At 72.2% G+C, this 25,362-nt stretch carries 22 protein-coding genes; 6 read left to right on the top strand and 16 right to left on the bottom strand.

Features of this window, described 5'->3' with window-relative positions; genetic code table 11:
- Positions 1-17: 17 nt before the first annotated feature.
- The 4 genes from OG904_RS10090 to OG904_RS10075 are packed head-to-tail and all read right to left on the bottom strand — an operon-like array spanning position 18 to position 4,554.
- On the bottom strand, positions 18-638 hold the full coding sequence (locus OG904_RS10090) for a hypothetical protein (protein WP_405489509.1): 621 nt from the start codon (positions 636-638) through the stop codon (positions 18-20).
- Positions 625-2,247 (bottom strand): substrate-binding and vWA domain-containing protein, encoded by a 1,623-nt coding sequence (locus tag OG904_RS10085; RefSeq protein WP_405489507.1) that lies wholly within the window; start codon positions 2,245-2,247, stop codon positions 625-627. The genes OG904_RS10090 and OG904_RS10085 overlap by 14 nt, the downstream gene beginning before the upstream one ends.
- Positions 2,244-3,434 (bottom strand): toxic anion resistance protein, encoded by a 1,191-nt coding sequence (locus OG904_RS10080; protein WP_405489505.1) that lies wholly within the window; start codon positions 3,432-3,434, stop codon positions 2,244-2,246. Before OG904_RS10080 ends, OG904_RS10085 begins: the two co-directional genes overlap by 4 nt.
- A 13-nt stretch (positions 3,435-3,447) precedes the next feature.
- Complete coding sequence (locus tag OG904_RS10075; RefSeq protein WP_405489503.1) at positions 3,448-4,554, bottom strand: hypothetical protein; 1,107 nt, start codon at positions 4,552-4,554, stop codon at positions 3,448-3,450.
- A gap of 116 nt (positions 4,555-4,670) precedes the next feature.
- Here OG904_RS10075 and OG904_RS10070 point away from each other — a divergent pair, with 116 nt between their 5' ends.
- A complete protein-coding gene (locus tag OG904_RS10070) occupies positions 4,671-5,444 on the top strand; it encodes a hypothetical protein (RefSeq protein ID WP_405489501.1) in 774 nt (257 codons plus the stop codon).
- Between the two features lie 1,154 nt (positions 5,445-6,598).
- Here OG904_RS10070 and OG904_RS10065 read toward each other — a convergent pair.
- A complete protein-coding gene (locus OG904_RS10065) occupies positions 6,599-6,982 on the bottom strand; it encodes a hypothetical protein (RefSeq protein WP_405489499.1) in 384 nt (127 codons plus the stop codon).
- A gap of 196 nt (positions 6,983-7,178) precedes the next feature.
- Between OG904_RS10065 and OG904_RS10060 the strand changes: the two genes are divergently transcribed.
- Positions 7,179-8,330 carry a polyprenyl synthetase family protein gene (locus OG904_RS10060; RefSeq protein WP_405489497.1) on the top strand — a complete coding sequence of 384 codons (1,152 nt, stop codon included), beginning with the start codon at positions 7,179-7,181 and terminating at the stop codon, positions 8,328-8,330.
- 51 nt (positions 8,331-8,381) lie between these two features.
- On the opposite strand, the gene OG904_RS10055 is transcribed toward OG904_RS10060, so the two are convergent.
- From OG904_RS10055 to OG904_RS10015, 9 genes are all read right to left on the bottom strand, one after another.
- The gene (locus OG904_RS10055) at positions 8,382-9,593 is read right to left on the bottom strand and encodes a pyridoxal phosphate-dependent aminotransferase (RefSeq protein WP_405489495.1); all 1,212 of its coding nucleotides are present in this window, start codon (positions 9,591-9,593) and stop codon (positions 8,382-8,384) included.
- A gap of 508 nt (positions 9,594-10,101) precedes the next feature.
- Entirely contained in the window at positions 10,102-10,284 is a 183-nt protein-coding gene (locus OG904_RS10050) for a DeoR family transcriptional regulator (RefSeq protein WP_405489493.1), read from the bottom strand.
- Between the two features lie 32 nt (positions 10,285-10,316).
- Complete coding sequence (locus OG904_RS10045) at positions 10,317-11,528, bottom strand: PTS transporter subunit EIIC (RefSeq protein WP_405497910.1); 1,212 nt, start codon at positions 11,526-11,528, stop codon at positions 10,317-10,319.
- Between the two features lie 272 nt (positions 11,529-11,800).
- Positions 11,801-12,301: a hypothetical protein gene (locus tag OG904_RS10040; protein WP_405489491.1), complete on the bottom strand. Its 501-nt coding sequence runs from the start codon at positions 12,299-12,301 to the stop codon at positions 11,801-11,803.
- 281 nt (positions 12,302-12,582) lie between these two features.
- The gene (locus OG904_RS10035; RefSeq protein ID WP_405489489.1) at positions 12,583-13,077 is read right to left on the bottom strand and encodes a nitroreductase/quinone reductase family protein; all 495 of its coding nucleotides are present in this window, start codon (positions 13,075-13,077) and stop codon (positions 12,583-12,585) included.
- 146 nt (positions 13,078-13,223) lie between these two features.
- Positions 13,224-13,409 carry a hypothetical protein gene (locus OG904_RS10030; protein WP_405489487.1) on the bottom strand — a complete coding sequence of 62 codons (186 nt, stop codon included), beginning with the start codon at positions 13,407-13,409 and terminating at the stop codon, positions 13,224-13,226.
- A 100-nt stretch (positions 13,410-13,509) separates the two neighbouring features.
- The gene (locus tag OG904_RS10025; RefSeq protein WP_405489485.1) at positions 13,510-14,520 is read right to left on the bottom strand and encodes a YdcF family protein; all 1,011 of its coding nucleotides are present in this window, start codon (positions 14,518-14,520) and stop codon (positions 13,510-13,512) included.
- A gap of 63 nt (positions 14,521-14,583) precedes the next feature.
- On the bottom strand, positions 14,584-16,170 hold the full coding sequence (locus OG904_RS10020) for an amidohydrolase family protein (RefSeq protein WP_405489483.1): 1,587 nt from the start codon (positions 16,168-16,170) through the stop codon (positions 14,584-14,586).
- A gap of 8 nt (positions 16,171-16,178) precedes the next feature.
- Entirely contained in the window at positions 16,179-17,456 is a 1,278-nt protein-coding gene (locus OG904_RS10015; RefSeq protein WP_405489481.1) for an amino acid deaminase, read from the bottom strand.
- Positions 17,457-17,642: 186 nt separating this feature from the next.
- On the opposite strand from OG904_RS10015, the gene OG904_RS10010 reads away from it, so the two are divergent.
- The 3 genes from OG904_RS10010 to OG904_RS10000 all read left to right on the top strand — a co-directional run bounded on the left by OG904_RS10010 (position 17,643) and on the right by OG904_RS10000 (position 20,832).
- Positions 17,643-18,413 (top strand): IclR family transcriptional regulator, encoded by a 771-nt coding sequence (locus OG904_RS10010; protein ID WP_405489479.1) that lies wholly within the window; start codon positions 17,643-17,645, stop codon positions 18,411-18,413.
- A complete protein-coding gene (locus OG904_RS10005; protein WP_405489477.1) occupies positions 18,410-18,817 on the top strand; it encodes a RidA family protein in 408 nt (135 codons plus the stop codon). Before OG904_RS10010 ends, OG904_RS10005 begins: the two co-directional genes overlap by 4 nt.
- A 191-nt stretch (positions 18,818-19,008) precedes the next feature.
- A complete protein-coding gene (locus OG904_RS10000) occupies positions 19,009-20,832 on the top strand; it encodes a serine/threonine protein kinase (RefSeq protein WP_405489475.1) in 1,824 nt (607 codons plus the stop codon).
- A 66-nt stretch (positions 20,833-20,898) separates the two neighbouring features.
- Here OG904_RS10000 and OG904_RS09995 read toward each other — a convergent pair whose 3' ends face one another.
- Both OG904_RS09995 and OG904_RS09990 read right to left on the bottom strand, forming a co-directional pair.
- The gene (locus OG904_RS09995; RefSeq protein ID WP_405489473.1) at positions 20,899-22,236 is read right to left on the bottom strand and encodes a M14 family zinc carboxypeptidase; all 1,338 of its coding nucleotides are present in this window, start codon (positions 22,234-22,236) and stop codon (positions 20,899-20,901) included.
- 127 nt (positions 22,237-22,363) lie between these two features.
- Positions 22,364-24,058, bottom strand: coding sequence for a chitinase (locus tag OG904_RS09990; protein WP_405489471.1), 1,695 nt, complete (start codon positions 24,056-24,058; stop codon positions 22,364-22,366).
- Positions 24,059-24,432: 374 nt separating this feature from the next.
- On the opposite strand from OG904_RS09990, the gene OG904_RS09985 reads away from it, so the two are divergent.
- Positions 24,433-25,341: a hypothetical protein gene (locus OG904_RS09985; RefSeq protein ID WP_405489469.1), complete on the top strand. Its 909-nt coding sequence runs from the start codon at positions 24,433-24,435 to the stop codon at positions 25,339-25,341.
- Positions 25,342-25,362 lie beyond the last annotated feature (21 nt).

Here is a 25,362-nt window from a genome sequence, read left to right as displayed (position 1 = left end):
ACGCGGGATTCCCCGACCTAGGATTCCCTGCGACCTTCCAAATAGGTCGTGTGCGTCTGCTGACGGCGGGCCTCCGTTTCACGGAGGTCCGCCGTCCGGCGTTCCGCCTCCTCGCGCAGCAGCGACAGCTGCCGCTCCAGGTGGCGCTCCGGCGATTCACCGCCCGGCGTGAGCCGGGTCCACCAGCGGGTCCGGTTGTACGTGTCCACGCACTCGGGCACGTCCGTGCGGATGGCCCGCGTCAGCGCGTGCACCGCCTCCGGATCGGTGGCCAGTACGCCGGCCACCCACCCCGGCTCCAGCATCGCCGCGTACAGCTCCAGCAGCCCGGCCAGCACCCCGGCGGGCTCCGCCGGCAGGTCCACCTCGGCCACGTACTCCCGCAGCCGCGCGAAGTCCTCCCGTACGAAACCCAGTTCCTCGGCGGGCTCCGGCGGCCTGGGGGGCTCGGGCAGGTCCGGCGGGGCGATGAGCGCGCCCGCCGCGTACAGCCCGGCGACCACCACGGGCCAGTACGTGCCGGCCACCCCGGTGAGGGTCAGGCCCAGCCCGAGCACTCCGCAGGCGCCGCCCGCCAGGTTCTTCTTCGATTCGAGGTACCGGAGAAGACCTGCCCCGAGGGCTCTACTGGTAGCCACGGATCTCCTCGAAGGCTCCGTCCAGCGAACCGTTGCCGCCGGTGGCGTCGAAGAGCCGCCCGCCGGTCAGTTCGGTGATGTGGCCGAGCTCCTTGCGGTCCGAGTCGCCGAACAGCACCGCGAAGACCGGCGTGTGCTTCTGCGCCTCGGGCAGCCCCGCGTAGAAGGTGTCGAACTCCTTCGCCTTGTCGCCGCTCTGCCCGTCCGTCATCAGCACGATCGAGGTGAACGCCTCCGCGTTGCCCTGCCCCAGGTGCTGGTACGCCGCCTTCAGGCTGCCGTACACGGCCGTGCCCCCCTCCGGCTGCAGCGAGTCCACGTCACCCCGGATCGCGTCCAGGGCGGGCCCCGGGTTGCCCGGCTCGACCACGTGCGTCAGCACCTTCTTCACCTTGTCGCCGAAGGGCAGGAGCGTCACCTCCTCGCGGTCCCGGAACCGCTGCCCGGTACCCGAACTCCCGGTCCCCGTCAGCTCGGTGAGCGCCGCCTTCAGCCGGCCGATCCGGTTCTCCTCGGACATGGAACCCGAGGTGTCCAGGACGTACACCGTGCGCGAGGGCCGACGCAGCTCGTTCTCGTAGCTGGCCAGCAGCCCGTCCGCGACCGAGCGGGTGCCGGGGAACGGCAGCTCGCGCCGCTTGTCCGCGTTCAGCCCCGCCGCCGGGGTCACCCCCGCGGCCACGGGCCGCCGGAAGGTCTTCTCGGTGATCGCCTTCTGGGCCTCGGGGCCGCGCAGGTACTCGGTCAGCGCCCGGCCCGACTCGCGGGCCCCGGCCGGGGCCGAGGTCAGCAGGGTCAGCGGGTAGTGGGCCGTGACCACGCCGTCCAGCGGCCGGATCACCGTCAGGTCCGTCTTCGCGTCCCGGTTCATCGACAGCAGCACCGACTCGTAGTTCACCAGCGCGTCCACGTCCCCGCGCTTGGTGTACGCCGTCGCCAGCCAGCCCGAGGAACCCGAGGTCAGCCTCTGCCCGGTGAAGAACTCCTTCAGCTTCGGCTGCGCCTTCGCCACGTCCGCGTCGGTCAGCGCGGCCTGCGCGCCCGACAGCCCGGAGGCCACCGAAACCAGCGCCGAGAAGCCCGAGTTGGAACGCACCGGATCGGTCATCCCGTACGTCAGCTTCCCGGCGGCCACGGCCTCGTGCACCGCCGACCAGGTGACCTGCTCGGGCTTCCACCCGAGCCGGGCCAGCGCCGCGGGCTTCACGCCGATGGCGACCGGCGAGGACATCACCGGGGTCTCGCTCGACAGCTTGCCCGCGGCCTCGGGGCGCAGCCGCAGGTAGTCGTTGGAGGAGAGCCAGACGGCGTCGTACTTTCCGTCCGCCTTGCCGGAGGCGATTTGCTCGACCGCGTCCAGGGTGCCCGACATGGTCAGCTCCACACCGACCCCGGTGGCGGCCTTCGCCGCCTTCAGCACCTCGTCCATGTCGGACAGCTCGCTGGAGGCCAGCACCCGCAGCTTGCCCTCCTGGTAGACCGACTGCTCCGGCTTCTGCGGAGTGCCCCCGGAGGTGCACGCGCCCGCCCCGAGCAGGGTCGCGGCGAACGCCACCGCGGCGGCCAGCCGTCTGCGCATCACGGCGCCGCGGATGCTGATGCCGTTCATCGGGCCCCACCCTCCAGGGCGTTCGCGGTACGGGTGCGCGCCAGGTACGCCGAGGCGTTCTGCAGTTCGCCGGTCAGGGATTCCACGGTGGCCGCCATGTTCTCGGTGGCCTGCACCTTGAAGGTGTCGATCGCGTCCAGCGTCTTGTAGATCTGGGCGAAGGCGGTGCGCAGCGTCTCCGCGCCCACCGCCGGGTCGGCGGCGATCCGCTGGATCTCCCCGCTCTGCGAGGCCAGCATCTCCGCGTTGCCCCGGATCAGGTTCTCGGTGGTGTCGCGCAGGGTGTTGATCTGCTCGGTCACCCTCGTCTGGTTGTCGATCGCCGCGGCCAGCATCACGGCGATCCGCAGCGCGGACACGGTGGTGGTCGCGGCCCGGTCGACACCCTTGATCAGCTCGTCGTTGTTGCGGCGGACCACGTCCATCGCCAGGTAGCCCTGCGCGCAGACGGCCAGCTGGGTCAGCAGGTCCTGGTGCTTCTGGCGCACCGGGAAGAGCACGTCCGCGCGCAGCGCGTCGGCCTGCTGCGGGTCGCCCTGGCCGGCGATGCGCTCCTCGACGGCCGCGTCCAGGGCCTCGGTGAGCACCGCGTACTCCTGGAGCTTGCCCATGGTCTCCCACAGGCGGGCGCGCTCGGTGTGCAGGGCGGCGTTGTCGCGACGCAGCTCGTCCTGGCCGCCGCGCAGGGCGCCGACGATCCGGTTCAGGGTGGTCTGCGAGGAGGCGTACTTGGCCACGTGGTCCTGGAGCCTGTTTCCGCCGGGCAGCCTGGAGAGCAGCTTGCGCATCCCCTTGGCCGGGGTGTCGCGCGGATCCAGGTCCTCGACGGTGCGCCGCAGTTCGACCAGCGAGGTCGCGACGCGGGCCTGGGCGTCGCCGCCGCCGTCCGGGCCGAGGGAGCGCACGGCCCGCTCCAGCATCCGGTTGGACTGCTGGGCGGCGCCCCGGATGTCGGCGGCGCCGAGGCCGGAGATCTCCCCGATGCGGGTGGCGAACTCGGGGGAGCGGCTGTCGATGCCGGCCAGCGAGCCGACGTACTCCCCGGCCCGGCGGGCCATCTCCTCGCGCACCCCGTCCTGGACCGGTACCAGGCCGGAGGCCTGCTCCCGCTTGACGGGGGCGACGGGTCCGGGAGCGGTCAGGACGAGCGGTGCGTCCGTGCTGCCTTCGGGTGGTGTCAGTGTCATGGTGTGGGTCCCCCTATCCCTTGGCGCGCGCGGCCAGCGCCATCAGGATCTTGACGGTCGGTGCGCCGACCTGGCGGATGCCGGTCAGCCCCGGGTTGAGGTACGCGGTGTGCGGCGCGGTGGCGGCGGTGAACTCGGTCACCCCCTCCTGAGGCCGGAACCCGTGGCGGATCGCGAGCGCGCGCAGCTTCGGGTCGGTGGCCAGCAGGCTGCCGAGGTCCCGGGCCTTCTCGCCGATCGGGACGAAGGTGTGCGGGGAGTTGACGGTGGTGTCGGGGTAGAGCACCACCATGTCGCCCGGGTCCTGCTTCTGCTGGAGCAGGCTGGCCACCTGCGACTCGTAGGAGAGGATGAGCGGCTCGCCGCTGCCGCTGATGAAGGAACGGAAGGGGTCGTCGGTGCTCTGTTCCAGGGCGCCCTGTACCGAGATCAGCTTGCGCATCAGGGGCGCGGTCCGCTCGATGCCGGCGTCGTCGGAGACGACGGTCGCGTTGTTGGCGACGTTCGAGGCGGTCGCGAGGAAGAGCGCGCCCGAGTTGGAGGTGGACGGGTCGGTGGTCTTGACGAACACCGTGCCGGCCAGCTCGGGGTAGGCGGTGGCGCCGCCCTGGAGCTGCTGCCATGTCCTGTCCTCGGCGGCTGCCTTGAGGAAGGGGCCGAGGAGGAGCGTGCCGGTGCTCTTGGCGTTCATCTTCACGAGCCCGTGGTCGGCGAGGACCTTGGCGGCGTTGGCGCGGGCGATGACGACGAGCGGGGAGAAGAAGGGCTTGGTGTTCTGGGCGCCCTTCACTCCGGCGGCCGCCTCGATCTCCTTGGCGGGTTCACTGCTGCTGGGGAAGGCGAAGTCGAACTCCTTCAGGGCGAGCTGGTCCATCGCCCAGGAGCCCGAGGTCTCCGTCTTCACCGTGTAGCCCTTGTCGGCAAGGGCCTTGACCACGTCGGGGTCGCGGAAGAACTCGGACTTCTCCGAACCGATGACGCCACGCACGGTCTTCGTTGCCGTGCCCTCCCGCTGCTTTCCTCCGAGGGCGATGGCGGCCATCACGCCGCCGATCAGGAGGACCGCCAGGGCGATTCCTAGGATGCGTCTCACGGGTGCAGCGTGCTCGCGGAAACCCACATTCCGCGCCGGGTTGAGTGAACGTCAGGTGGCGAGACGGTCCCACTTCGAAATGCTGTGTGGGCCCGCGGGTGCTGGTGAGTGGGGCGGGGGGCCGGGAGGATCGTGCCATGGGCGTGAGCGCGTTGAAGTGGCAGGGCTGGCTGGTGGCCCTGGTGTTCGTGGCGGGGCTGCTGGTCTTCGCCCCGCTGGGGCTGTACGTGTGGGCCGGCGGCGTCCCCCCTGCGCGTCCGGCCGGGGCGGCGCGGGACGACGTACGGATCACCGACTGCCGAATCGATCCGGCGAGCCGGCGCGTGACGGCCACGGTCGAGGCGCTGAACGGCTTCCCGGTCCCGGGTTCGTACGTGGTCACGGTGGAATTCCGAGAAGCCCCTCCAACGGGGCAGGCCGCTCCCTTGCCGTCCGGGACCCCGGGGTCCGTGATCCCGCCGTCTGGGACCGGGGGGTCCGTGATCCCGCCGTCTGGGACCGGGGGGTCCGTGATCCCGCCGTCCGGGGGCCCGCCGTCCGGGACCCTGCCATCCGGGACCCTGCCATCCGGGACCCGGGCATCCGGGCCCCCGAGGTCCGGGACCCGGTCGTCCGGGGCCGAGGGGTCGGGGCCCCTGGACACCCGCGCCGCCGGTGCCTCGGACGCTCGCGCCGCCGGGGCTTCGGACGCCCGGGCCACCGGGGCGGCCCCGGACGCCCAGGCGCCGGGAACCCCGGATGCCCGGGCCGCCGGGGCCCTCGAAGCCCCGGTGGCCCGGGGGCCGCAGACGCTGGTGAAGATCCCGGGTGTCCTCGCGGCCGCGACCGAGCACGGCGAGGCCCTCGGGCCGGTCTGGCCCCCGGCGACGATCCCCTGGTGCGGCATCGCGGCGGCGGACTTCACCCCGACCCCGTGATGCCCGGGCCCACGCGCAGCCCGGATCCCCTGGGGCTCCGCCCCAGACCCCGCGCCTCAATCGCCGGCGGGGCTGGATTTGCCCTCCGGGTGTGGGGGCCCGTTGGGGGTGGGGTCAGCCCGACGCTCGGCAATCTCAGCCGGTCCGGCGTGTGGTGTTGGGTTCCGGGCGCAGCCCGGGTTTCTTGGGGCTCGGCCCCGGGCCCCGCGCCTCAATCGCCGGCGGGGCTGGGTTTGCCCTCCGGGTGTTCGGGTCCGCTGGGGGGTGGGGTCAGCCCGACGCTCGACAGTCTCAGCCCGTCCGGCGTTTGAGGCCCGGTCCGGGCAGAGCCCGGGGGCGCTCTTCGAGCCGGTCCGGAGTGTGGTGTTCGGGTCCGGGCGCAGTCCGGATTTCCTGGGGCTCGGCCCCGGCCCCGCGCCTCAATCGCCGGCGGGCTGGGTTTGCCCTCCGGGTGTTCGGGTCCGCTGGGGGTGGCCCGACGCTCGGCAATCTCAGCCGGTCCGGTGCGTGGTGTTCGGGTCCGGGCGCAGCCCGGGTTTCTTGGGGCTCGGCCCGGGCCCCGCGCCTCAATCGCCGGCGGGGCTGGATTTGCCCTGCGGGCGTTCGGGTCCGCTGAGGGGTGGGTCAGTGCGGTGTTCGGCCGTTCCAGCCCGTCCGGCGTTTGAGGACCGGGGTCCGGGCGGCGCCCGGGGAACGGTGGAAGGGCGGGTAGGGGACAGCCCCGCAGGGCAGCCGGCAGACAGGCAGTCCGTCCGCAGGGCCCCGTCCGTCCGCCGGGCGATCCACCCGCCAGGGGGCAAGTCCGAGCAGGCCTCAGGCGGGCCGGGCAAGGCGCGGCCGAGGTGGACAGGGCAGCCCGGGCCAGGTAGGGCGCGGCAGGGCCCAGGCGGGCCAGGCAAGTTCAGGCCGGGCCTAGGCAGGCAGGCAGGCCGGGCAAGGCAAGCCGGGTCGACGCGGGCAGGCTGGGCCGGCGGAGCCGGGGCGGGCAAGGACCCCGGCGGGCAGGCCTGGCCTCAGGCGGGCCGGGCCCGGCGCGGCCGAGGTGGACGGGCGGGCCGGGGAAGGTAGGGCTGGGCCGAGGTGGGTGGGACCCGGGCCGACCCCGGAGGGGGTGGCGCCCGGTCCGGGGCCTCCGCGGCCCCGGACCGGGGCCGTCAGTGGGCGCCGGCGAAGTCGAGCGCGGCGGCGTGCGCGTCCATCCGCTCGGCGGCGAGGATCGCGACCGTGGTGTCGGCGCGGGACGCGGCGACGAGCAGGGCGCGGGCCGCGAGGTCATGGGCCCGCCGGTGCAGCGAGGCCTCGTCGGAGCCGGCCCGCCGGGACGCGCGCGCGGGCTGCGACCCGCGCAGGCGGGTCACCTGGGCGGCGATTTCGGCGGCGGCCCCGTCGAGGCCGAGCTCGTCGGTGACGGTGAGCAGCGCGGCGAGGTGCCCGCCGAGCTGGATGTCCAGGGCTTCCGAGCGGCTGCTGCGGGGGTAGTCGCTGCGGTGGACGCCTATGCGGGGGTCGACCGCCTTGGTGCGAATCGGCTCGTACATGGGGGCCTCCTGCGTGGTCAGGAGACCATCCTACATTGGATTCGTTCTAAAGTTGAGCTGAATCTTGCTCCTGGGTGTCGGCGCAAATCCGTCTTGTCGTACCCGGGCGTAACGATCATCATCTTGTACTTTGGGCCCGTATCCGCGGAGCAGCGCGTGCGGACGCGGCCGGTGGTGATGCTCGGGAGCGTGCGGAGTGACTGCGACGGTGGACGTGTCGGGCGTGGAAGCGGTGGTGCGGGGCGACGCGGCCCTGCTCGAAGAGGATCTGGCCGCCTTCCTCGGCTCGCTGGTCACTGCGGGCCCCGCGGCATCCGCGTACGACGCGGCGCTGCTCCGCTCCCTGTACACCCCGGTCGCCGACGCCGTCGGATCCAAGGTGGGCCAGGAGGCGCTGGCGCCCACCGCCGGGGCGCCCGCGGGCCCGGCCCCGCTGCGCCCCTCGATGGTGTACTGGGCCTACCGCAACTACCGGGGCTTCCCCGGCGAGGCGGACGAGGCGGGCGAAGCGGGCTCCCCGGCCGACCTGGCGGCCGTCCGCCGCGCCGCCGTGGCGGTACGCGTCCTGCTGAAGGCCGCCGTCGCGATCGACGACATCCAGGACGGCAGCGGCATGCGCTACGGCGAGCCCGCGCTCCACGTCACCCACGGGGTGCCGCTCGCCCTCAACACCGGAACCCTGCTGATCACCGCCGCACTGGAGCACGCGGCCGAGCCGGCCGTCGTACGGAGCCTGCTGCGGGCGGTCGGCCAGGGCCTCACCGGCCAGGCCGTGGACATCTCCACGCGCACCTCCCGCACCCGCGCCGAGCTGATGGCCGCGCCCCGCGCCGAGCGGGTGGAGTTCTGGGAGTCGGTGGCCGCGCTCAAGACGGGGACCCTGTTCCGGATGCCCCTGGACGCGGCGATGGCGGCCCTGGGCGTCGTGGAGGAGGAGCGGCACGCCCTGGACGAGGCGATGCGCGGGCTCGGGCTGGCCAGCCAGCTGTTCAACGACCTGACCGGCTTCGTGCCGGAGCTCGGCTTCGCCCGCACCCACGAGGACTTCGACCAGTTGAGCAACCGGGTCCTCCTCGAACTGCTCGACTCCGCGCCCGACGCCCAGCGGGCCTCGGGCGAGCTGTCGGGCGAGCGGCTGAAGTCCTTCGTGCTCGGCCACCGCGACCTGCCGCGGACGCTCGTGTCGCTCGCGGCGCAAGCGGTCGCGCTGAAGCGGGAGGCGAAGGCGGCGGTGCACGCCGTGTGCCGCTCCGAGCGCAGCGCGCGGTACTTCGACGTGACGATCGAGCGCAAGGGGTACCTCATCGACCGCCTGTACCGGACGGTCCTGGAGCGGACCGACGGCTGACGCCCGGCGACTGGCGCCTGACGGCCGCGGTCCGCTCCACCGGCCCGCGGCCTACGGCTGGCCGTAGCCGTCGAGGAAGTTCCCGATCCGGGTGACCGCGTCGGCCAGGTCCTTCGCGTTCGGCAGTGTCACGATGCGGAAGTGGTCGGGCTCGGGCCAGTTGAAGCCCGTACCGTGCACGACCATGATCTTTTCCTCGCGCAGCAGGTCGAGGACCATCTGCCGGTCGTCCTTGATCTTGTAGACGGACGGGTCCAGCTTCGGGAAGAGGTACAGCGCGCCCTTGGGCTTCACGCAGGTGATGCCCGGGATCTGCGTCAGCAGGTCGTACGCCGTGTCGCGCTGCTCCAGGATCCGCCCGCCGGGCAGCACCAGGTCGTTGATCGACTGCCGCCCGCCGAGCGCGGTGGCGATGGCGTGCTGGGAGGGCATGTTGGCGCAGAGCCGCATGTTCGCCAGGATCGTCAGGCCCTCGATGTACGAGGAGGCGTGCTTCTTGGGCCCGCAGACCGCCATCCAGCCGGAGCGGTAACCGGCGACGCGGTAGTTCTTGGAGAGCCCGTTGAAGGTCAGGGTCAGCAGGTCCGGCGCGATGGCGGCGGTGTTCGTGTGCGTGGCGCCGTCGTAGAGGATCCGGTCGTAGATCTCGTCCGAGCACACGATCAGGTTGTGGCGGCGGGCGATGTCCGTCAGTCCGCGCAGCATCTCGTCGTCGTAGACGGCGCCGGTCGGGTTGTTCGGGTTGATGATCACGATCGCGCGGGTCCGGTCGGTGACCTTGCGCTCGATGTCGGCGAGGTCCGGCATCCAGTCGGACTGCTCGTCGCAGCGGTAGTGCACGGCGGTGCCGCCGGCCAGCGAGACGGAGGCGGTCCACAGCGGATAGTCCGGCGCCGGGACGAGCACCTCGTCGCCGTCGTCGAGCAGCGCCTGCATGGACATCTGGATCAGCTCGGAGACGCCGTTGCCGATGTAGACGTCCTCGACGTCCAGGTCGATGCCCTTGGTCTGGTAGTGCTGCATCACCGCGCGGCGCGCCGACAGCAGTCCCTTCGCGTCCCCGTAGCCGTGGGCGTTGCCCAGGTTGCGGAGCATGTCCTCAAGGATCTCCGGCGGGCACTCGAAGCCGAAGGCCGCGGGGTTGCCGGTGTTGAGCTTGAGGATGCGATGACCTGCCGCTTCGAGCCGCATCGCCTCTTCGAGGACGGGTCCGCGGATCTCGTAGCAGACATTGGCGAGTTTCGTTGACTGGATCACCTGCATGACGGGAGCTTACGGGTCCGGATGCGGGCGCGCCCCGCTATTAGGGCCGCCGGAGAGGCATGGAGCGCGGACCGATATGTCCCCTTTCGCGCGAAGGCTGGGTGTGAGCGCCGCACACCCTTGGAAACCGGGGCCGGTCCGCCGCTGCGACCTGCGGAACGGATGGCGCCGGAGGAGGCGGCCGGACCGGTGTTGCGCTCGTCACCCCGCCCGCATTTAGGGTGTGCGCGGCGCGCGACGGTGATCAAGAAGGGGTGGGGGCGCGGGAGATGGACGGTACGGGCGGCGGCCGCGGTGACGGCCCTGGCCGCCGCCTGCCTGGTCACGGAGCGCGCGCGGTGGCGGAGGCTGCTCGGGGCGGCCTGAGGCCACGGGAAGGCGGAAAAGGGGCGGGGCACCACCGTCGGTCGGTGGTGCCCCGCCCCTGCTTTCGGGGTGCTGACCGGGCCGTCGGGCTTGTCGGGCCGGTCGGGCCGTCACGTCGTAGGGCCGTCGGGCCATCGGGCCGTCAGGCCGTCGAGGTCGCTCCGGAGCGGATCCGGCGGATCCGGCCCTGGGCGTCCAGGTGCTGGAGGTCCCGGTGGATCGTCATCCGGCTGACGCCCAGTTCCCGTACCAGGTCCGCGACCCAGACGTGGCCCTTGGTCCGTGCCGCGCCGGCGATCAGCTCCCGGCGTTCCTCGCGAGGCATTCCCTGTCCGGGAGTGCGCTGCGCGGGCACGGTTACTTCGCCTCGGCCTTCAGGATCTCGGCGAGCTCCTCGTCGGACTCGCGGCCCGGCGTGGGGAGGTTCCACTTGGTGATCGCGAAGCGGAAGATGAAGTAGTAGAGCGCCGCGAAGCAGAGGCCGATGCCGGCCAGGCCCCACGGGTTGGACGCGATGCCCAGGTTGAGGAAGAAGTCGATCGCGCCGGCCGAGAAGCCGAAGCCGTCCTTCATTCCGAGCGCCCAGGTCAGGGCCATCGAGACGCCGGTCAGGACCGCGTGGATCGCGTAGAGCACCGGGGCGATGAACATGAAGGTGAACTCGATCGGCTCGGTGATGCCCGTGACGAAGGCGGTGAGCGCGAGGGAGAACATCATGCCGCCCACGACCTTGCGGCGCTCGGGGCGCGCGCAGTGGACGATCGCGAGGCAGGCCGCCGGGAGGGCGAACATCATGATCGGGAAGAAGCCGGTCATGAACTGTCCGGCGCTCGGGTCGCCGGCGAGGAAGCGGGCGATGTCGCCGTGCTTGCCGTCGAACTCGCCCGCCTGGAACCACGGGAAGGAGTTCAGGAGGTGGTGCATGCCCACGGGGATCAGCGCGCGGTTGGCGACACCGAAGATGCCCGCGCCGACGGCGCCGGAGTTGACCAGCCACTCACCGAGACCGTGGATGCCCTTGCCGAGCACCGGCCAGATCAGACCCATGACGATGCCGATGACCAGACCCGCGAGGGAGGACAGGATCGGGACCAGGCGGCGGCCGCCGAAGAAGCCCGCCCAGTCCGGCAGCTTGGTCCGGTAGAACTTCTGGAACAGCAGGGCGACGACGATGCCCATGACGACGCCGCCGAGGACACCGGCGTTGACGGGCGCCTCGACCAGGGCGACCTTGTGGTCGACGACCGCCTCGATCTTCGGCACGCTGCCGTCGGTGAAGGTGCCCAGCACCTTGGCGAAGACGAGGTAGCCCGCGACGGCGGCGAGGCCGGTGGAGCCGTCGGCCTTCTTCGCGTAGCCGACCGCGATGCCCACGGCGAAGAGCAGCGCCAGGTTGGCGAAGATCGCGTCACCACCGGCGGCCATGTACTTGGCGATCTCGTTGCACCAGCTCGGCAGTGACTTGCTGCCCAGCATGTCGCCCTGGCCGAAGCGCATCAGCAGCGCGGCGGCCGGCAGCACGGCGATCGGCAGCATGAGGCTGCGGCCGAGGCGCTGCATGACCGCCATCGCGGCGGAGTTCTTCTTCTGGGCAGACGGGGCCGTCTGCTCGGCGGTACTCACGTTGCTTCCTCCAGGGGAAACGGGGTGTGTTGCCAAGGCAGGCAGCGCTTGTGTGGGCTGGGCAACAGCGAAGGAAATTGCGCCATTTGTGGCGCGGTATTCCAGTTGTAACACGGTTAAAACCACATAAACCCACGGTCGGACAGACTGTGGACCTTCGACCTGAAGGGTGGGGTCACAAGCCCCGTGCGGCGGGTGCCGTCCGGCGATGCCGCTCCTCAGACGCCGGAGGGGCCGGATCCGGCGGCGGGGGTCGTCGCGTCGGCCGGGTGGCGCCGGGCCGTCACGGCCGCCCGGTAGCCGCGGAAGGCCTCGGGGTCGCGGCGGTGCCACCAGAGCGCGCCGAGCGCCACCGACGCGGCGCCCGTGCAGACGCCGACGGTCCGTACGTCCGAGACGAGGAGCAGGGCTGCGAAGAGGGCGAGGGAGACGCGGGCCATCGCGCCGTAGGTGGTCATGTGCAGGCTGGAGACCCGGCCGCGCACGGCCGCGGGGACGGTGGCCAGCAGGATGGTGGTGTCCAGTGCGATGACCACGCCGCTGGCCAGCCGCATCACGCCCAGCAGTGCGACCGCCACGACCGGGTGGCCCGCGAGGAAGAAGGCGCCCCGGGCCAGCCCCTGGAACACGTAGGCCGCGGTGTAGGCGGACAGGTGGCGGCGCACCGCGATCCTGGCGGCCAGCACCGTGCCGAGGATGACGGCGCTCCCGTCCGTCACGTACAGCGCGCGAGGCTCCGACGACGGTCATGGTTCCCGAGACGGAGCCCAGCCGGGCGTTGGCGGCGGGCCGGGACTCCGGCGCCACCACCCCGTACAGCCACTGCTGGCGGGCCGGCGGCCAGAGGGTGTTGCCGAGGCCCTGGAGCCCGTAGAGCACGGCGGTGATCCAGATGCCGTGGCCCAGGAAGAACGCCATGCCGAGGACGCAGCCGGCCTGCGCGACCATCGAGCCGACGGCCAGGCGCCGCCCGATCAGCCCACCCGATCGGCCCGCCCGATCAGCGGTCGATGATGACCAGGGGGATCTCCCGGGGGGCGGCCGCCGCCTGGTGGTCCTCGAAGGCGGGCCACAGCGCGGTCATGACCTCCCAGTACGTCTCCCGCTCCAGCGCGGTCGCGGTACGGGCGCGGGCCTGCGCCGTCAGGGCGCCGACCTGGAGGCGGACCTCGGGCCGGGCGGTGATGTTGCGGTACCAGGAGGGGATGCCCTCGACGCCTTCGACGGAGGTCGCCAGGACGATGTGCCGGCCCTCGTCCCTCCCGTAGATCAGCGGGGTGCGCACGGGACGGCCGGAGAACCGGTCGAGGGTGGTCAGCAGCAGCGTCGGGACACCGTGCCAGAGGTGGCCGTCGGCGCCGGAGGAGTCCACGTACGCGCGTACCTGCGCCAGCCGCCGGCCGGGCGGCGGGTCGGCCGGGTGGTCCCAGTCGACGGGGGCGCGGGAGGGGGTGCGGGTGGTACCGGTGGTACCGGTGGGACCGGTGGTCATCATCGTGCGTCGTCCTTCGGATCGGCCCCCGCGCGGCTAACGAGCAGCCACCGATTCTGGATGCGCGCAGCCCGTGACGCACCTCGGGCGGGTCGGGAGCCGCTGCTCGCTGCCGCCCCGGCCCGCCCGCCCCGTCTTCGGGTCCCCGCCTACGGGAGGTAGCGTTCGAGCGCCTTCGCGCCCTCCTTCTCGATCAGCAGGCGAGCCTTTTCGAGCCGCTCCGGAGTCGGCTCGCGGCCGCTCGCCATCACGAGGTCTTCCGCGTCGAACGGGCGCTCAGACCCCGTGAAGAGGTGGGCCGGGCGCTGGGGCTGCTGGTCCGATTCACTGTCCATCGCTACCTCCTGCGGTGTCCCCCTGGCCCCATCCTCCGGCCGCGCCCCCATGAACGCACCTCGGCGCCGCGGAGCCCGCGGGACCTGCCGGGACCGGGCCTCAGGCGGCGTTGATCGCCAGCACCGCGGTCAGGGCGACGACCGAGCCGCAGATGCCCAGGTTCACGATCTTGTGCTCCCAGAACACGGCCACGAACTCGCGGATCGTCGCGCTCGGCCAGAAGTACTTCGCCGTCGGCGAGCCCAGGACCTGCCCGTTGACCCCGGCCTTGCGGGCCATCATCGCGGCGCGGAAGGCGTGGAAGTTGTTGGTGACGACCACGCAGCGGTAGGAGGGATCGTCCGCCTCCATGACCGTCCGGCTGAACCGGAGGTTCTCCTCCGTGGTGCGGGAGCGGTCCTCCAGCCGCAGGTGCTCCTCGGGCGCCCCCTCGGCGATCAGCCAGTCGGCCATCGCCCGCGCCTCCGCGAGCTTCTCGTCCGTCCCCTTGCCCCCCGAGGTGAGCAGCAGCGGCACCCGCCCGCCTCGGGCGATCTGCGCGTCGTGGATCTGCAGGCCCTTGCGCAGCCGGGAGGCCAGCAGCGGCGGGACCCGGTCGCCGCCGATGAGGCCGGAGCCGAGCATCACCACGTAGTCGACGTCCCCGTGCACCTTGATCCGGCCGTAGAGGAAGGCGTAGGCGAGGAAGCAGAGGAAGAGGAAGGAGACGTACCCGGAGAGGAAGACCACGCCCCCCACCACCGCGTCCCACGTCTGGGAACCCTGGTTGCCCACGGTCAGGACGAACGCGATCAGTGCGAAGATCCCCACCCCCGCCATGAAGGCGAGCAGGTTGGCGGGGCGGCGGCCCTCCTTGCGGACCATCGTGAGCCCGTTGCCGATCAGGAAGACGCCGAGGGCGACCGTGCCGAGCGCGGGGACCAGGAAGACCAGCGCGACGATCATCGCGCCGAGACCGTGGGGCAGGCCGGGGACCAGGGTGAGCAGGCCGATCGACATGAATATGAAGGTGAGGCCCAGGTAGACCGCGTTGCGGAAGCGGCGGCGGTCGGCCCGGACGCTCACCCCGAAGAGGGCGAGGAAGAGGGCGGCAGGGACAAAGGCGAACATGTCGCTCATCGTAGGCGGCTCATATGAAGAACCGTACGAACGGCAAGATTCGAGGGGGACGGCCTAGCGGCCGCCGTGCGGGGTGCGGCGCACGGCCCGGCCGGCGAGGACGTCCGTCCTGCGCCCTTCCCGCATGACGAAACGCCCGTCGATCAGGACGTACGGGATCCCGTGCGGCAGCGCGCGCGGGCGCTCGTACGTGGACCCGGCCGCGACCGTCAGCGGATCGAAGAGGACCAGGTCGGCCCGGTGGCCCACGCGCACCAGACCCCGGTCCGGCAGCCGCAGCCGGGCGGCGGGGCGGCCGGAGAGGTGGGCGACGCACTCCTCCAGGGAGAGGACGCCCAGCTCGCGCACGTAGTGCCCGAGGTAGTGCGGGAAGGTGCCGTAGGCCCGCGGATGCGGTTTCGCGCCCTGCAGGATGCCGTCCGAGCCACCCGTGTGCACCGGGTGGCGCATGATCGCCCGGACGTTCTCCTCGTGCCCGACGTGCTGCAGGATGCTCGGGCCGAGCCGGTCGCCCAGCAGCAGCCGCCGGGCAGCGTCCCAGTCGCGCAGGCGGGTGCCGACGTACGCCCCGTAGGCCGGATCCGTGGTCCCGGCGATCTCGATCGTCGACCAGTCGACCGGGACCCCGTGGCAGCCGTCGGCGCCCTCCACCTCCAGCGCGTACCGGATCCGCTCGGCCTCGGTGTCGTCGCGCAGCCGGGCGAGGACGGCGTCGGGGCCGCCCTCGCCCGCCCAACTGGGCAGCAGGGCGACCAGGGTGGTGCAGCCGGGGGTGTACGGGTAGCTGTCGAGGGTGATGTCGGCCCCGCCGGCCAGCGCCTCGTCGAGCAGGGCGAGCAACTCGGGGGCCCGGCCCGCGTTCTCGCCGAAGTTCATCGTGGCGTGCGCGAGGTGCAGCGCGCAGCCGGCCTCCCGGGTCAGCTCGACCATCTCGGCGTAGGCGGCGAGCGCGCCGCGGCCGTACGACCGGTGGTGCGGGCAGTAGTAGCCCCCGTACCGCGCGACCACCCGGCACAGCTCGCTCAGCTCGGCGCCGGACGCGTACATGCCCGGGGTGTAGGTGAGGCCCGAGGACATGCCGACGGCGCCCTGCGCGAGACCTTCGGCGACCAGGGCGCGCATCCGGTCGAGCTCGGCGGGGGTCGCGGGGCGGTCGTCCCAGCCGACGACGTGGGCGCGCACGGTGCCCTGGGGGACGAGGTAGGCGGCGTTCACCGCGATGCCCTGCGCGTCGAGCCGGTCCAGGTACCCGCCGACGGTGCGCCAGTCGAAGTCGATGTCCTCGCCCGTGCCGTTCCAGCCGGCGATGGCGGCCCGCACCTGGGTCAGCGTGCGCTCGTCGGCGGGAGCGTAGGACAGGCCGTCCTGGCCGAGGACTTCGAGGGTCACGCCCTGGGCGGCCTTGGCGCTGTGGTCCGGATCCCGGAGCAGGGCGAGGTCGCTGTGGGCGTGCATGTCGATGAAACCCGGGGCGAGGACGAGCCCGTGGGCGTCCAGGGTCCGCGGCCCGCCGCCGATCCGGGCGGCCCGGCCCTCTTCGGCGATCCCGGCGATGCGGCCCTCGTGGACCGCGACGTCCGCGGTGTACGGGGCCCCGCCCGTGCCGTCGACGACGCGGGCCCCGCGGATGACCAGGTCCATGGCCGCCTCTAGAAGAAGGTGCGGACGTACTCGCTGACCGTGCCGTCGGCCTCCACGACCGGGATCAGCGGCCACTTCTCGAAGATCGTGCACGGGTGGGACATGCCGAGCGCCACCCAGTCGCCGACCTCCAGGTCCTCGGCGGTGTCAGTCTCCAGCCAGGCGTGCTGGTCGGAGAGTTTGACGACGCGGACGCCCGGGGCCGGGCGCTCGGCGCCGCTGAGCGGGTCGCGCACCAGCTCGACCTCTGGCAGCCCGAGGTCGTACGCGATGTCGCGCTTGCCGGCGTTGACGAACGCCTGGGTGGGGGAGGGGCGGGAGACGACCTGCGCCCAGAGCCGGAAGGCGGGGCGCAGGCCGCCCTCCTCGGGGATCCGGTTGAAGGGGGTCAGCCGGGTGTACCAGCCGTGGTCGTGGGAGACGTACGCCCCCGAGCGCAGCAGCTTCAGGGTGGGCCGGGACAGCTCCGGGAGTTCGGCGAAGACGTCGGCGACGGCGTCGAACCAGGCGGAGCCGCCGGCGCTGACCACGATCTCGTCCGCGCCGTCGAACCGCCCGGCCTTGTCGAACTCGGCGGCCAGGCCGGTCAGCCGGCGCAGGTACGCGTGCACGGACTGCGGATCGGCGCCGGGCACCTCGGCCTCGTACCCGGCGATGCCCACCAGGCGCAGGGTCCGCGTGCCCGCCACGGCGTCGGCGACGGCCCGGCAGTCCTCGTCGGTGCGGGCCCCGGTGCGGGCGCCCTCGCCGGCGCCGAGCTCCACGACCACGTCCACGCGCCGGGGCTGCCCCTGGAGGGCCCGGTCCATCAGCTGGACCCCGCGCACCGAGTCCACGTAGCAGACGAACCGGAAGCCGGGGTCGGCGGCGAGCTCGGCGGCGACCCAGCGCAGGGCGGCGGCGTCGACGAGCTCGTTGGCGAGGAAGATGCGCTGGATCCCGAAGGCGCGGTAGACGCGGGCCTGGTGGGGGACGGCCGCGGTGATGCCCCAGGCGCCCCGGGCGAGCTGACGCCGGAACAGCTGGGGGGCCATGCAGGTCTTGCCGTGCGGGGCGAAGGCCAGGCCGTGGCGCTCGGCGTAGCTTTCGAGGGCGGCGAGGTTGTGGCTCAGCGCGTCGGCGTCGAGGGTGAGGACGGGCGTGGTGAACCCGCCGGTGTGCAGGTTGCGCCGCTCGGCGGTGAGCTGCCCGACGGTGAGGCCCGCGTGCCCGGCGTCCGGGGGGAGTCCCTTGAACCGGTGGTCCACCAGCTCCTCGGTGAGGGCCTGGACGGGGTCGCTGGGCATGTGCGTGCCTCCCGGGGCGTTGCGTGCTGCGTTGCTGCCTGTCGCTGTCGCTGGTGCTGCGGTGCTGTTGTGCTCTGGTACTGCTGTTGCGTCCACCGCAACAGACGTTGCGTGTGTTGCTGCATGCTGTCTAACATCCCGGGTGACGGCGGGTCAACGGGCCCACGGCACCCGGAGGTAGGCGCAGTGAGCCAGTCGGTGGAGCGGGCGCTCCGGATCCTGCCTGCCCTGGCCAAGGGGCCGGCCGGGCTCGGTGACGTCGCCGAGGTGCTCGGCGTGCACAAGAGCACCGCGCTGCGGCTGCTGCGGACCCTGCACGAGCACGGCTTCGTCTACCGGCAGGGCGACGGGCGCTACCGGCTCGGAGCCTCCCTCTTCGCGCTGGCCGCCGAGTCCATCGAGAACCTCGACGTGCGCGACATCGCGCATCCGCACCTGCTGGAGCTGAACCGGGAGACCGGGCACACCGTGCACCTCGCCCTCCACCAGGACGACGAGGTCGTCTACGTGGACAAGGTCGACAGCCGCTATCCGGTGCGGATGTACTCGCGCATCGGCCGCCCCGTCCCGCTCACCGTCGCCGCGGTGGCGAAGCTGCTGATCGCCGATCTGCCGGAGGAGGAACGCCGGGCCCTCGCGCGGCGCATCGAGTACCCCGCCTACACCTCCCGTTCCACCCCGGACGCGGACGCGTACCTGCGCGAACTGGAGCTCGTACGCGAACAGGGTTGGGCCACCGACCTCGGTGGGCACGAGGAAGCGCTGAACTGCCTGGCCGCCCCCATCCGCGGACCCGGCGGACGCGTGGTCGCCGCGATGTCCGTCTCCGCACCCGGAGTGGTCCTCTCCGCCGGGGGACTGCTCGAACTGCTCCCGCTCGTACGCCGCACCGCCGACGCCATCGGCCGCGAGTATTCAGGCTCGGACCCCGAACAGGAAGACAGGAACCGGTCATGACCGAGAAGATCGCGATCACTCCCGACACCCACACCGCGCCGCCCGCGAAGTTCTCGCACGGCGTGCGCAAGGGCAACATCCTCCAGGTCGCCGGCCAGGTCGGCTTCCTCCCGCACGTGGACGGGCAGCCGCCCACCCCGGCCGGTCCGACCCTGCGCGAGCAGACCCTCCAGACGCTGGAGAACGTCCGCTCCGTCCTGGAGGCGGGCGGCGCGACCTGGGACGACGTGCTGATGCTGCGCGTCTACCTCACGGACACCTCCCACTTCGAGGAGATGAACGGCATCTACAACACCTACTTCGAGGAGCAGGGCCTCAAGGAGGTCCCGTCCGCCCGCACCACCGTGTACGTGGGCCTCCCGGGCGACCTGCTGATCGAGATCGACGCCCTCGCCGTGCTCTAGCCCCGGCCCTGCCACCGACCCCGACCCCGGCAACGCCCCCGCCCCCGGCGGTCCGGCGCCCGGCGCGGCCCGCTCCAGGCCCCGCGCCCGGATCGGGGTGCGCCGGGTGACCCGGGCATTGGGTAACCTCTCGGGTGACTTCGGGGCGTGTCGGCAGCAGCCGGACCGCCGTTGACAGGGGATGGTTCCGCATGGGCAGCGCACCTACGGCCGGCTTCTTCCAACCGCTCAAGGCGGACGACCCGGCCGTGGTGGGCGGCTACCGTCTGGCGGCGGTGCTCGGGGCGGGCGGCATGGGCAAGGTGTACCTCTCCTACACGCCGGGCGGCCGGCCCATCGCCATCAAGGTGATCCGGGCCGAGTTCGGCGAGGACCCCGAGTTCCGGCGGCGCTTCCAGCAGGAGGTGCGGGCCGCGGAGCGGGTCCAGGGCCTCTACACCGCGCCGGTCATCGACTCCGACACCCAGGGATCCCAGCCCTGGCTGGCCACGGCCTACGTGCCCGGCCCCTCGCTCGCGCACGCCGTCGCCGAGCACGGTGCGCTGCCGCCGCGCAGCGTCCTGCTGCTGATCGTCGGGGTCGCGGAGGCGCTGACCGTCATCCACGGCGCGGGCATCGTCCACCGCGACCTGAAGCCCGCCAACGTCCTGCTGGCCTCCGACGGCCCGCGCGTCATCGACTTCGGCATCGCCCGCGCCGCCGACAGCACCGCCCTGACCAGCACCGGCGTCAGCATCGGCACTCCGGCGTTCATGGCGCCCGAACAGGCTTCGGCGGGTACGGTCACCCCGGCCACCGACGTCTTCGCCCTCGGGCAGATCGCCGCCTTCGCGGGCACCGGGTCGTCCGTCTACGGCGACGGGCCCTCGCACGCGGTGCTCTACCGGATCGTGCACGAGGCTCCCGACCTCGGCGCCCTGCCCGAGGAGTTGCGGCCCGTGGTGACCCGCTGCCTCAGCCGGGACCCGGCCGACCGCCCGTCGCTGACCGAGATCATCGAGCTGTGCAACGCGGCCTCCGCCACACCGCTGCGCCAGGGGGAGGACTGGCTGCCGCGGGCGGTCGCCGGTTCCCTCACCGAGCGGCAGCAGCAGCTGCCCGCGCCGGCCCCCACTCCGCCGCCGCCGCCGCAGCAGCAACCGCAGCCGCAGCAGCAGCCGTACACGCCGACCGCCCTGTCGGCGGCACCCCCGCAGGCCGCGCCCACGCACGCCGCTCCGGCGCAGCCCGCGCCGGGTACGGTGCCGCCCGGCTACGGGACCCCGCCTCCGCACACCCCGCCGCCGTACGCCCAGCCCGCCTACGCGCAGCCCACGTACGCCCAGCCCGCGTACGCGCAGCCCACGTATGCGCCGGGCCACGCCGCGCCGCAGCCCTTCCACGCCCCGGGAACGGGTTTCGCGCAGCCCGGGCAGCCCCGCCCCAAGAAGCGGACGGGGCTCATCGTCGCCGGGGTGATCGTGGCGGCGGTCATCGGGCTCGCGGTCATCGGATCCCTGCTGCCGGACTCCGGCAAGGACGATGCGGCCGGGAAGTCCGGCGGCGGGTCGGGCGGGAGCGCGCCCGCGGGCGGGGCCAAGAAGCCGGCCGACCCGCAGCCGGCCTCGTACCAGGGCATCGAGGTGCCCCAGAACTACCAGCTGATGCTCGCCGACAACCCGCCGCGCCCCGCCGAGGACCCGAGCGGCGCGGGCGTCCTGTACGGACACGCGGACCTCTACTACTTCCGGGACACCCTGTTCGGCGACGAGAAGTTCGGCAGCGACAACGGGAAGCTGGTCCTGCTGAACAACTCGGAGAAGGGCTCGCTGGAGACCTGCCGCACCGTCACCCGCTTCACCGAGAAGATCGGCCTCGACGAGCTCACGGACGGCTCGCAGGTATGCGTGCTGAGCAAGGCCGGGCACATCGCGGTGGCGACCTTCCACGGCAGGAAGGGCGGCAAGGAGGAGACCCGGTACATCACGGTCGACATCACGGTCTGGCGCAACGCCGACCAGGCGAAGAAGGGCTAGCCGGGGCCGGACGGCGAAGGGGGCGCCCCCCTGGCGGTGGGGCGCCCCCGGCTCACCTGCGGGCCGTCACGTGCAGTACTGCGCTTCCTTGCCGATCGAGCGGTACATGCAGTCCGCGTTCTCCAGCAGCTGGAGCACCGCGTCCTTGTTGCGCGCCGTCTCGCGGTCGATGACCTCGTCGGGCGGGTAGAAGCCGCTGCTCCCGGAGTCGGTCGGGTACATCTCGAAGGTGTAGGCGAAGACCTTCTGGTTGCCCCACAGCCAGTCGTCGATCGTGCCGTCGGTGATGTACAGGTCGCTCGACTGCTCCGGCGTGTAGCCGTTGCTGGCCGCCATGCTGGTGCCGATCTTCTTGTACACGGCCAGGTCGTCGGCGCTCAGCCCGGGCGCCGTGTCGTTGTACGTCCATCCGAACGGCCACAGCACGAGCTCGCTGTACGTGTGGAAGTCGATGGCGGCCTTGATCTGCTGCTTGCCGCCGACCACGCGGCTGCGCACGAAGTCCGAGACCACCTTGACCTCGGGCGCGGAGGCCGCGGCCGGGCCGCGGTAGGTCTCGGAGCTCTTGCTGGAGCTGGAACCGCCGCAGCAGCCCCACTTGTAGTCCCAGTTGCGGTTCAGGTCGGTGCCCACGTACGAGGAGCCGCTGTTGGGCTGCCGGTTCTTGCGCCAGGACCGGTAGGAGCCGGAGGCGATGTCGTACTCGCCGCCGTCGGGGTTCAGGTCCGGGATGATCCAGATCTCGCGCCCGTTGACCATGTTGGTGATGCGGGAGTCGGTCCCGTACTTCGAGCCGAACTCCTTGAGCAGGTAGAGGGCCATCTCCACCGTGAGGTGCTCACGGGCGTGCTGGTGGGCCGTGAAGAGGACCTCGGGCTCGGCCTCGTCGGTCGCGACATTGTCGCTGATCTTGATGGCGACGAGGTCCCGGCCCTGGTACGACTTCCCGATGACCTGCTTGCTCATGATCGAGGGGTACTGGGCGATGCGCTGGTCGATCTCCGCGCTCGCCTCGGCGTAGTTGTGGTAGAGCGCGTCCTTCGACGGGAAGTCGTTGACTCCGGTGGCGATGCCGCGTCCGTCGGACCGGTCCGGCGGGCCGGGCAGGGGGGTGAGCTCGTAGCCGAGCGCGCGCAGGCTCCTGGCCTGCATGGTGTCGGCGCTGACGACGACCGAGCGCGCGTCCACCTCGTCGATCGAGGCGCCGGTACGGAGCAGGGCGGTGCGTTCGGCCGCGGAGGCCGGGCCCTGGATCTCGTACTGGACGATCGCCTCGTCCTGGGTGGCGGTCGACGGGACGGGCGGCGGGGTTGCCGATGCGCTCAGGCCGTAAGCGGGTGCGCCGAGCGCGAGTGCGAGAAGGGCCGCCGTGACGGCAGCCCTCCGGCGGTGGTGGAGCCGCATGCGTTCTCCTGGGTGGGAGTGTGGGGTAGCCGTGCGGACGCGCACAGCGTGCTCTCATGGCATGTCCGGGTCAAGAATCCGAAACCGGCCAAAGGATTCCGGGCAGCCACCCCCACACACCTACCTGTTACGGCAGCCCGTGGACCTTCGGACCCACCGCGTTGGACCAAGCACTACCCGCCTTGGCGTCCCAGTTGGTCGACCAGGTCATCGCGCCGCGCAGCCCGGGGTAGGTCTTCGACGGCTTGAAGCTGCCGCAGCCGGTGCCCCTGGCCAGGCAGTCCAGGGCGTTGTTCACGACGGTCGGGGCGACGTAGCCGCTGCCCGCGCCGCTCGGGGAGGCCGGGACGCCGATGCCCACCTGCGAGGGGTCGAGGCCGCCCTCCAGCTGGATGCAGGCCAGCGCGGTGAGGAAGTCCACCGAGCCCTGCGAGTAGACCTTGCCGTCGCAGCCGAGCATCGCGCCGCTGTTGTAGTACTGCATGTTGACCACGGTCAGGATGTCCTTCACCGCGAGCGCCGTCTTGAAGTAGCCGCCCTGCGCGGACTGCATGTCGATGGTCTGCGGGGCCATGGTGAGGACGAAGGAGGAGCCGGCCTTCGTCGCCAGGGAGCGCAGCGCCTGGGTCATGTAGGTGGGGTTCAGGCCGTTCTCCAGGTCGATGTCGATGCCGCTGAAGCCGTACTCCCGCATCAGCGCGTACGCGGAGTTCGCGAGGTTGTTCGCGGACGCCGGGTCGGCCACCGAGATGGTGCCCTTCTCGCCGCCGATGGAGAGGATGACGGACTTGCCGGCCGCCTTCTTCGCGGCGATGTCGGCCTTGAACTGGGCGACCGTGTACCCGCCGAGGCCGGCCGAGTCGAGGTTGAAGGCGATGGCGCCGGGCGTGCTCGTGGCGTCGGCGAAGGAGACGGCGATGATGTCGTACTGCGCGGAGACGTCGGAGATCTTCTGGACGGTCGCGCCGTTGTTGAAGTTCTGCCAGTAGCCGGTCAGCGCGTGCTTGGGCACCGAGGGGTTCGGATTGCCGCCCCCGCCGCCGGTGGTGGTGCCGGTGACGGCCGCGGACTTCGCGCCCTCGCCGGCCGCGTTGTACGCGCTCACCTGGAAGGAGTACGAGGTCGACGCGGCGAGCCCGGTGATCTGGGCGGAGGCGCCCGTCACGGTCTGGACGCGGACGCCGTCCTGATACACGTAATAGCCGGTTGCCCCGCTGACCGCGTTCCACGAAAGGGTGAGCCCGCCGGAGCTCTGGCCGGAAACGGCGGTGCCGGCCGGGGCGCCGGGAACGGTCGGCGCGGGGTCCGTGCCGCCGCCCCCGTCGGGGCCGAAGACGCTGAACTCGTCGACGACGTAGCCCGGCTGGCCGTACCAGCCGTGCGTCCAGACGGTGACCTGGGTGGTGTTCGCGCCGGTGGTGAAGGTGGTGGACAGCTTCTGGAAGCCGCCGCCGGTGCCCGGGGTCCAGGTGGACACGTCCTGGGTGCCGGTCCCGGTCGCGCCGAGGTACACGTACGAGCCGTTGACCTGCTCGCTCAGCGTGTACGTCGAATTCGGCTTGACCTTGACGCTCTGGCTGCACTGGGCGTTGTCCTGGCCCGCCGGGGTGGCCCTGAGGGCGGCCGCCCCCGCGAAGACGGGGGAGGAGACGACGGCGCCGCTGCCGGAGGTGCACGTCCAGTCGGCGAGGCCGGACTCGAAGCCGCCGTTGCGGATCACGTTGACGTCGGCGGCCTGGGCGGTGCCCGCCGCGAGGGCGGTGAGGCCACCGGCGGCGAGGGTGACGGCGAGCGGGACGGCGAGGGAGCGTATGCGGTTCACGTGGGCTCCGGTGGGGGGAGTGGGGATGTGAGGGACGCGTCGTGGAGCCGATCGGGGGGATCCGAAGCCGATCGGAGGCGAGTGGGGTGCCTCGCAGCCAAGTTGGTCTAGTCCAATCTTCATGTCAAGAGTGTTTGCAATATGGCTTGAACCGATCGGCCTGCCGGTCGACTCGCGTTCCCTGTTGTCCGTATTTCCCGCCACCTGTGACACGTGTTGGCGGCACGGGAATCCGCAAGGCCCTGCCCTGTCAGGAAGGACGCGGATATGGTGCTGGGGCAAGGGGGAAGGGTGTTGATCGTTTGCGGTCGCGCAGCATGCGCGCACGCACACCGGTCAGGGGAACGCCCGCGGATTACCGGGTGAACGGGGGGATGCGCGTGCCGATCGCCATTGCTGTCACCAGCGCCGATCTGGTGCTGCCGGCCCCGGACCGGCACACCCCGGCCGCCGCCGTACTGCCGCCGCCGCACCAGCTCGACCTCGAGGGCGCACTTGCCCGCACGGCCGCCCTGCTGGAAGCCCACGGCCACCTCGTGGTCCTCGTACCGGCCTGGCTGCCGGCCTCCGAGGTCCGGCGCCTGCACACCGTTCGGGCCATCCTGGAAACCGACCGGATCGCGCTGGTCGACGTGGATCTCCCGCCGCTGGGCGCCGCCCTGCTGGTGCGTCAGCTGCGCCAGCTCAGCGTCTGCGACTTCAGCCCCGGTGTCCTCGCCTCCGCCGCCCGCCTCCTCGCCCACTACATCTACGCGGGCGCGCTGCTCGGCTCGGTCGCCAAGCTGGACCGGGTCCCGGTCGGCCTCAAGGCACACGCCAGGTCCTGGGCGCCGAACGCGCAGTTCGCCGTCCTGGCGAACCCGGCTCCGTACCTGTGCAGACTCGGCTCGGGCTCGGGCGGCACCCACGGCGGCGGTGCGACGCTCCCCGCGGGGCCGGAGTTCGCCACCCACCTCACCTTCGCCCGCGGCCAGCTCACCACCGACTGGGTGGTCTCCGAACTGGCCCCCGCCTGGAAGGTCCAGGGGGTCATGGAGAACCCGCTCCCGGCCGACTCGGCCGCCTGGTGGGCCACGCCGAAGCTGGTCGAGTTCGCCGCCGCCATCCCGGACCTGTCGGTCCTCTACCAGCTGGTCGCCTCGGTCCGCCGCGAGGAGTGCCGCTGGTGCGGCTTCGAACTCATCGGCGACCGCTGCGGCTTCTGCGCGGCGCCGCTCATCGCACCGCCCCCGCCGGCGGCTCCCGCCGCACAGCTCCGCCCCAGATCCAGATCCAGACTCTGACCGCCCCGAACGATTGAAGAA

Origin of the sequence: Streptomyces sp. NBC_00096 (genome assembly GCF_045041305.1) — a bacterium.
Lineage (GTDB): Bacteria > Actinomycetota > Actinomycetes > Streptomycetales > Streptomycetaceae > Streptomyces.
This window is presented reverse-complemented; position numbering and strand designations above follow the sequence as displayed.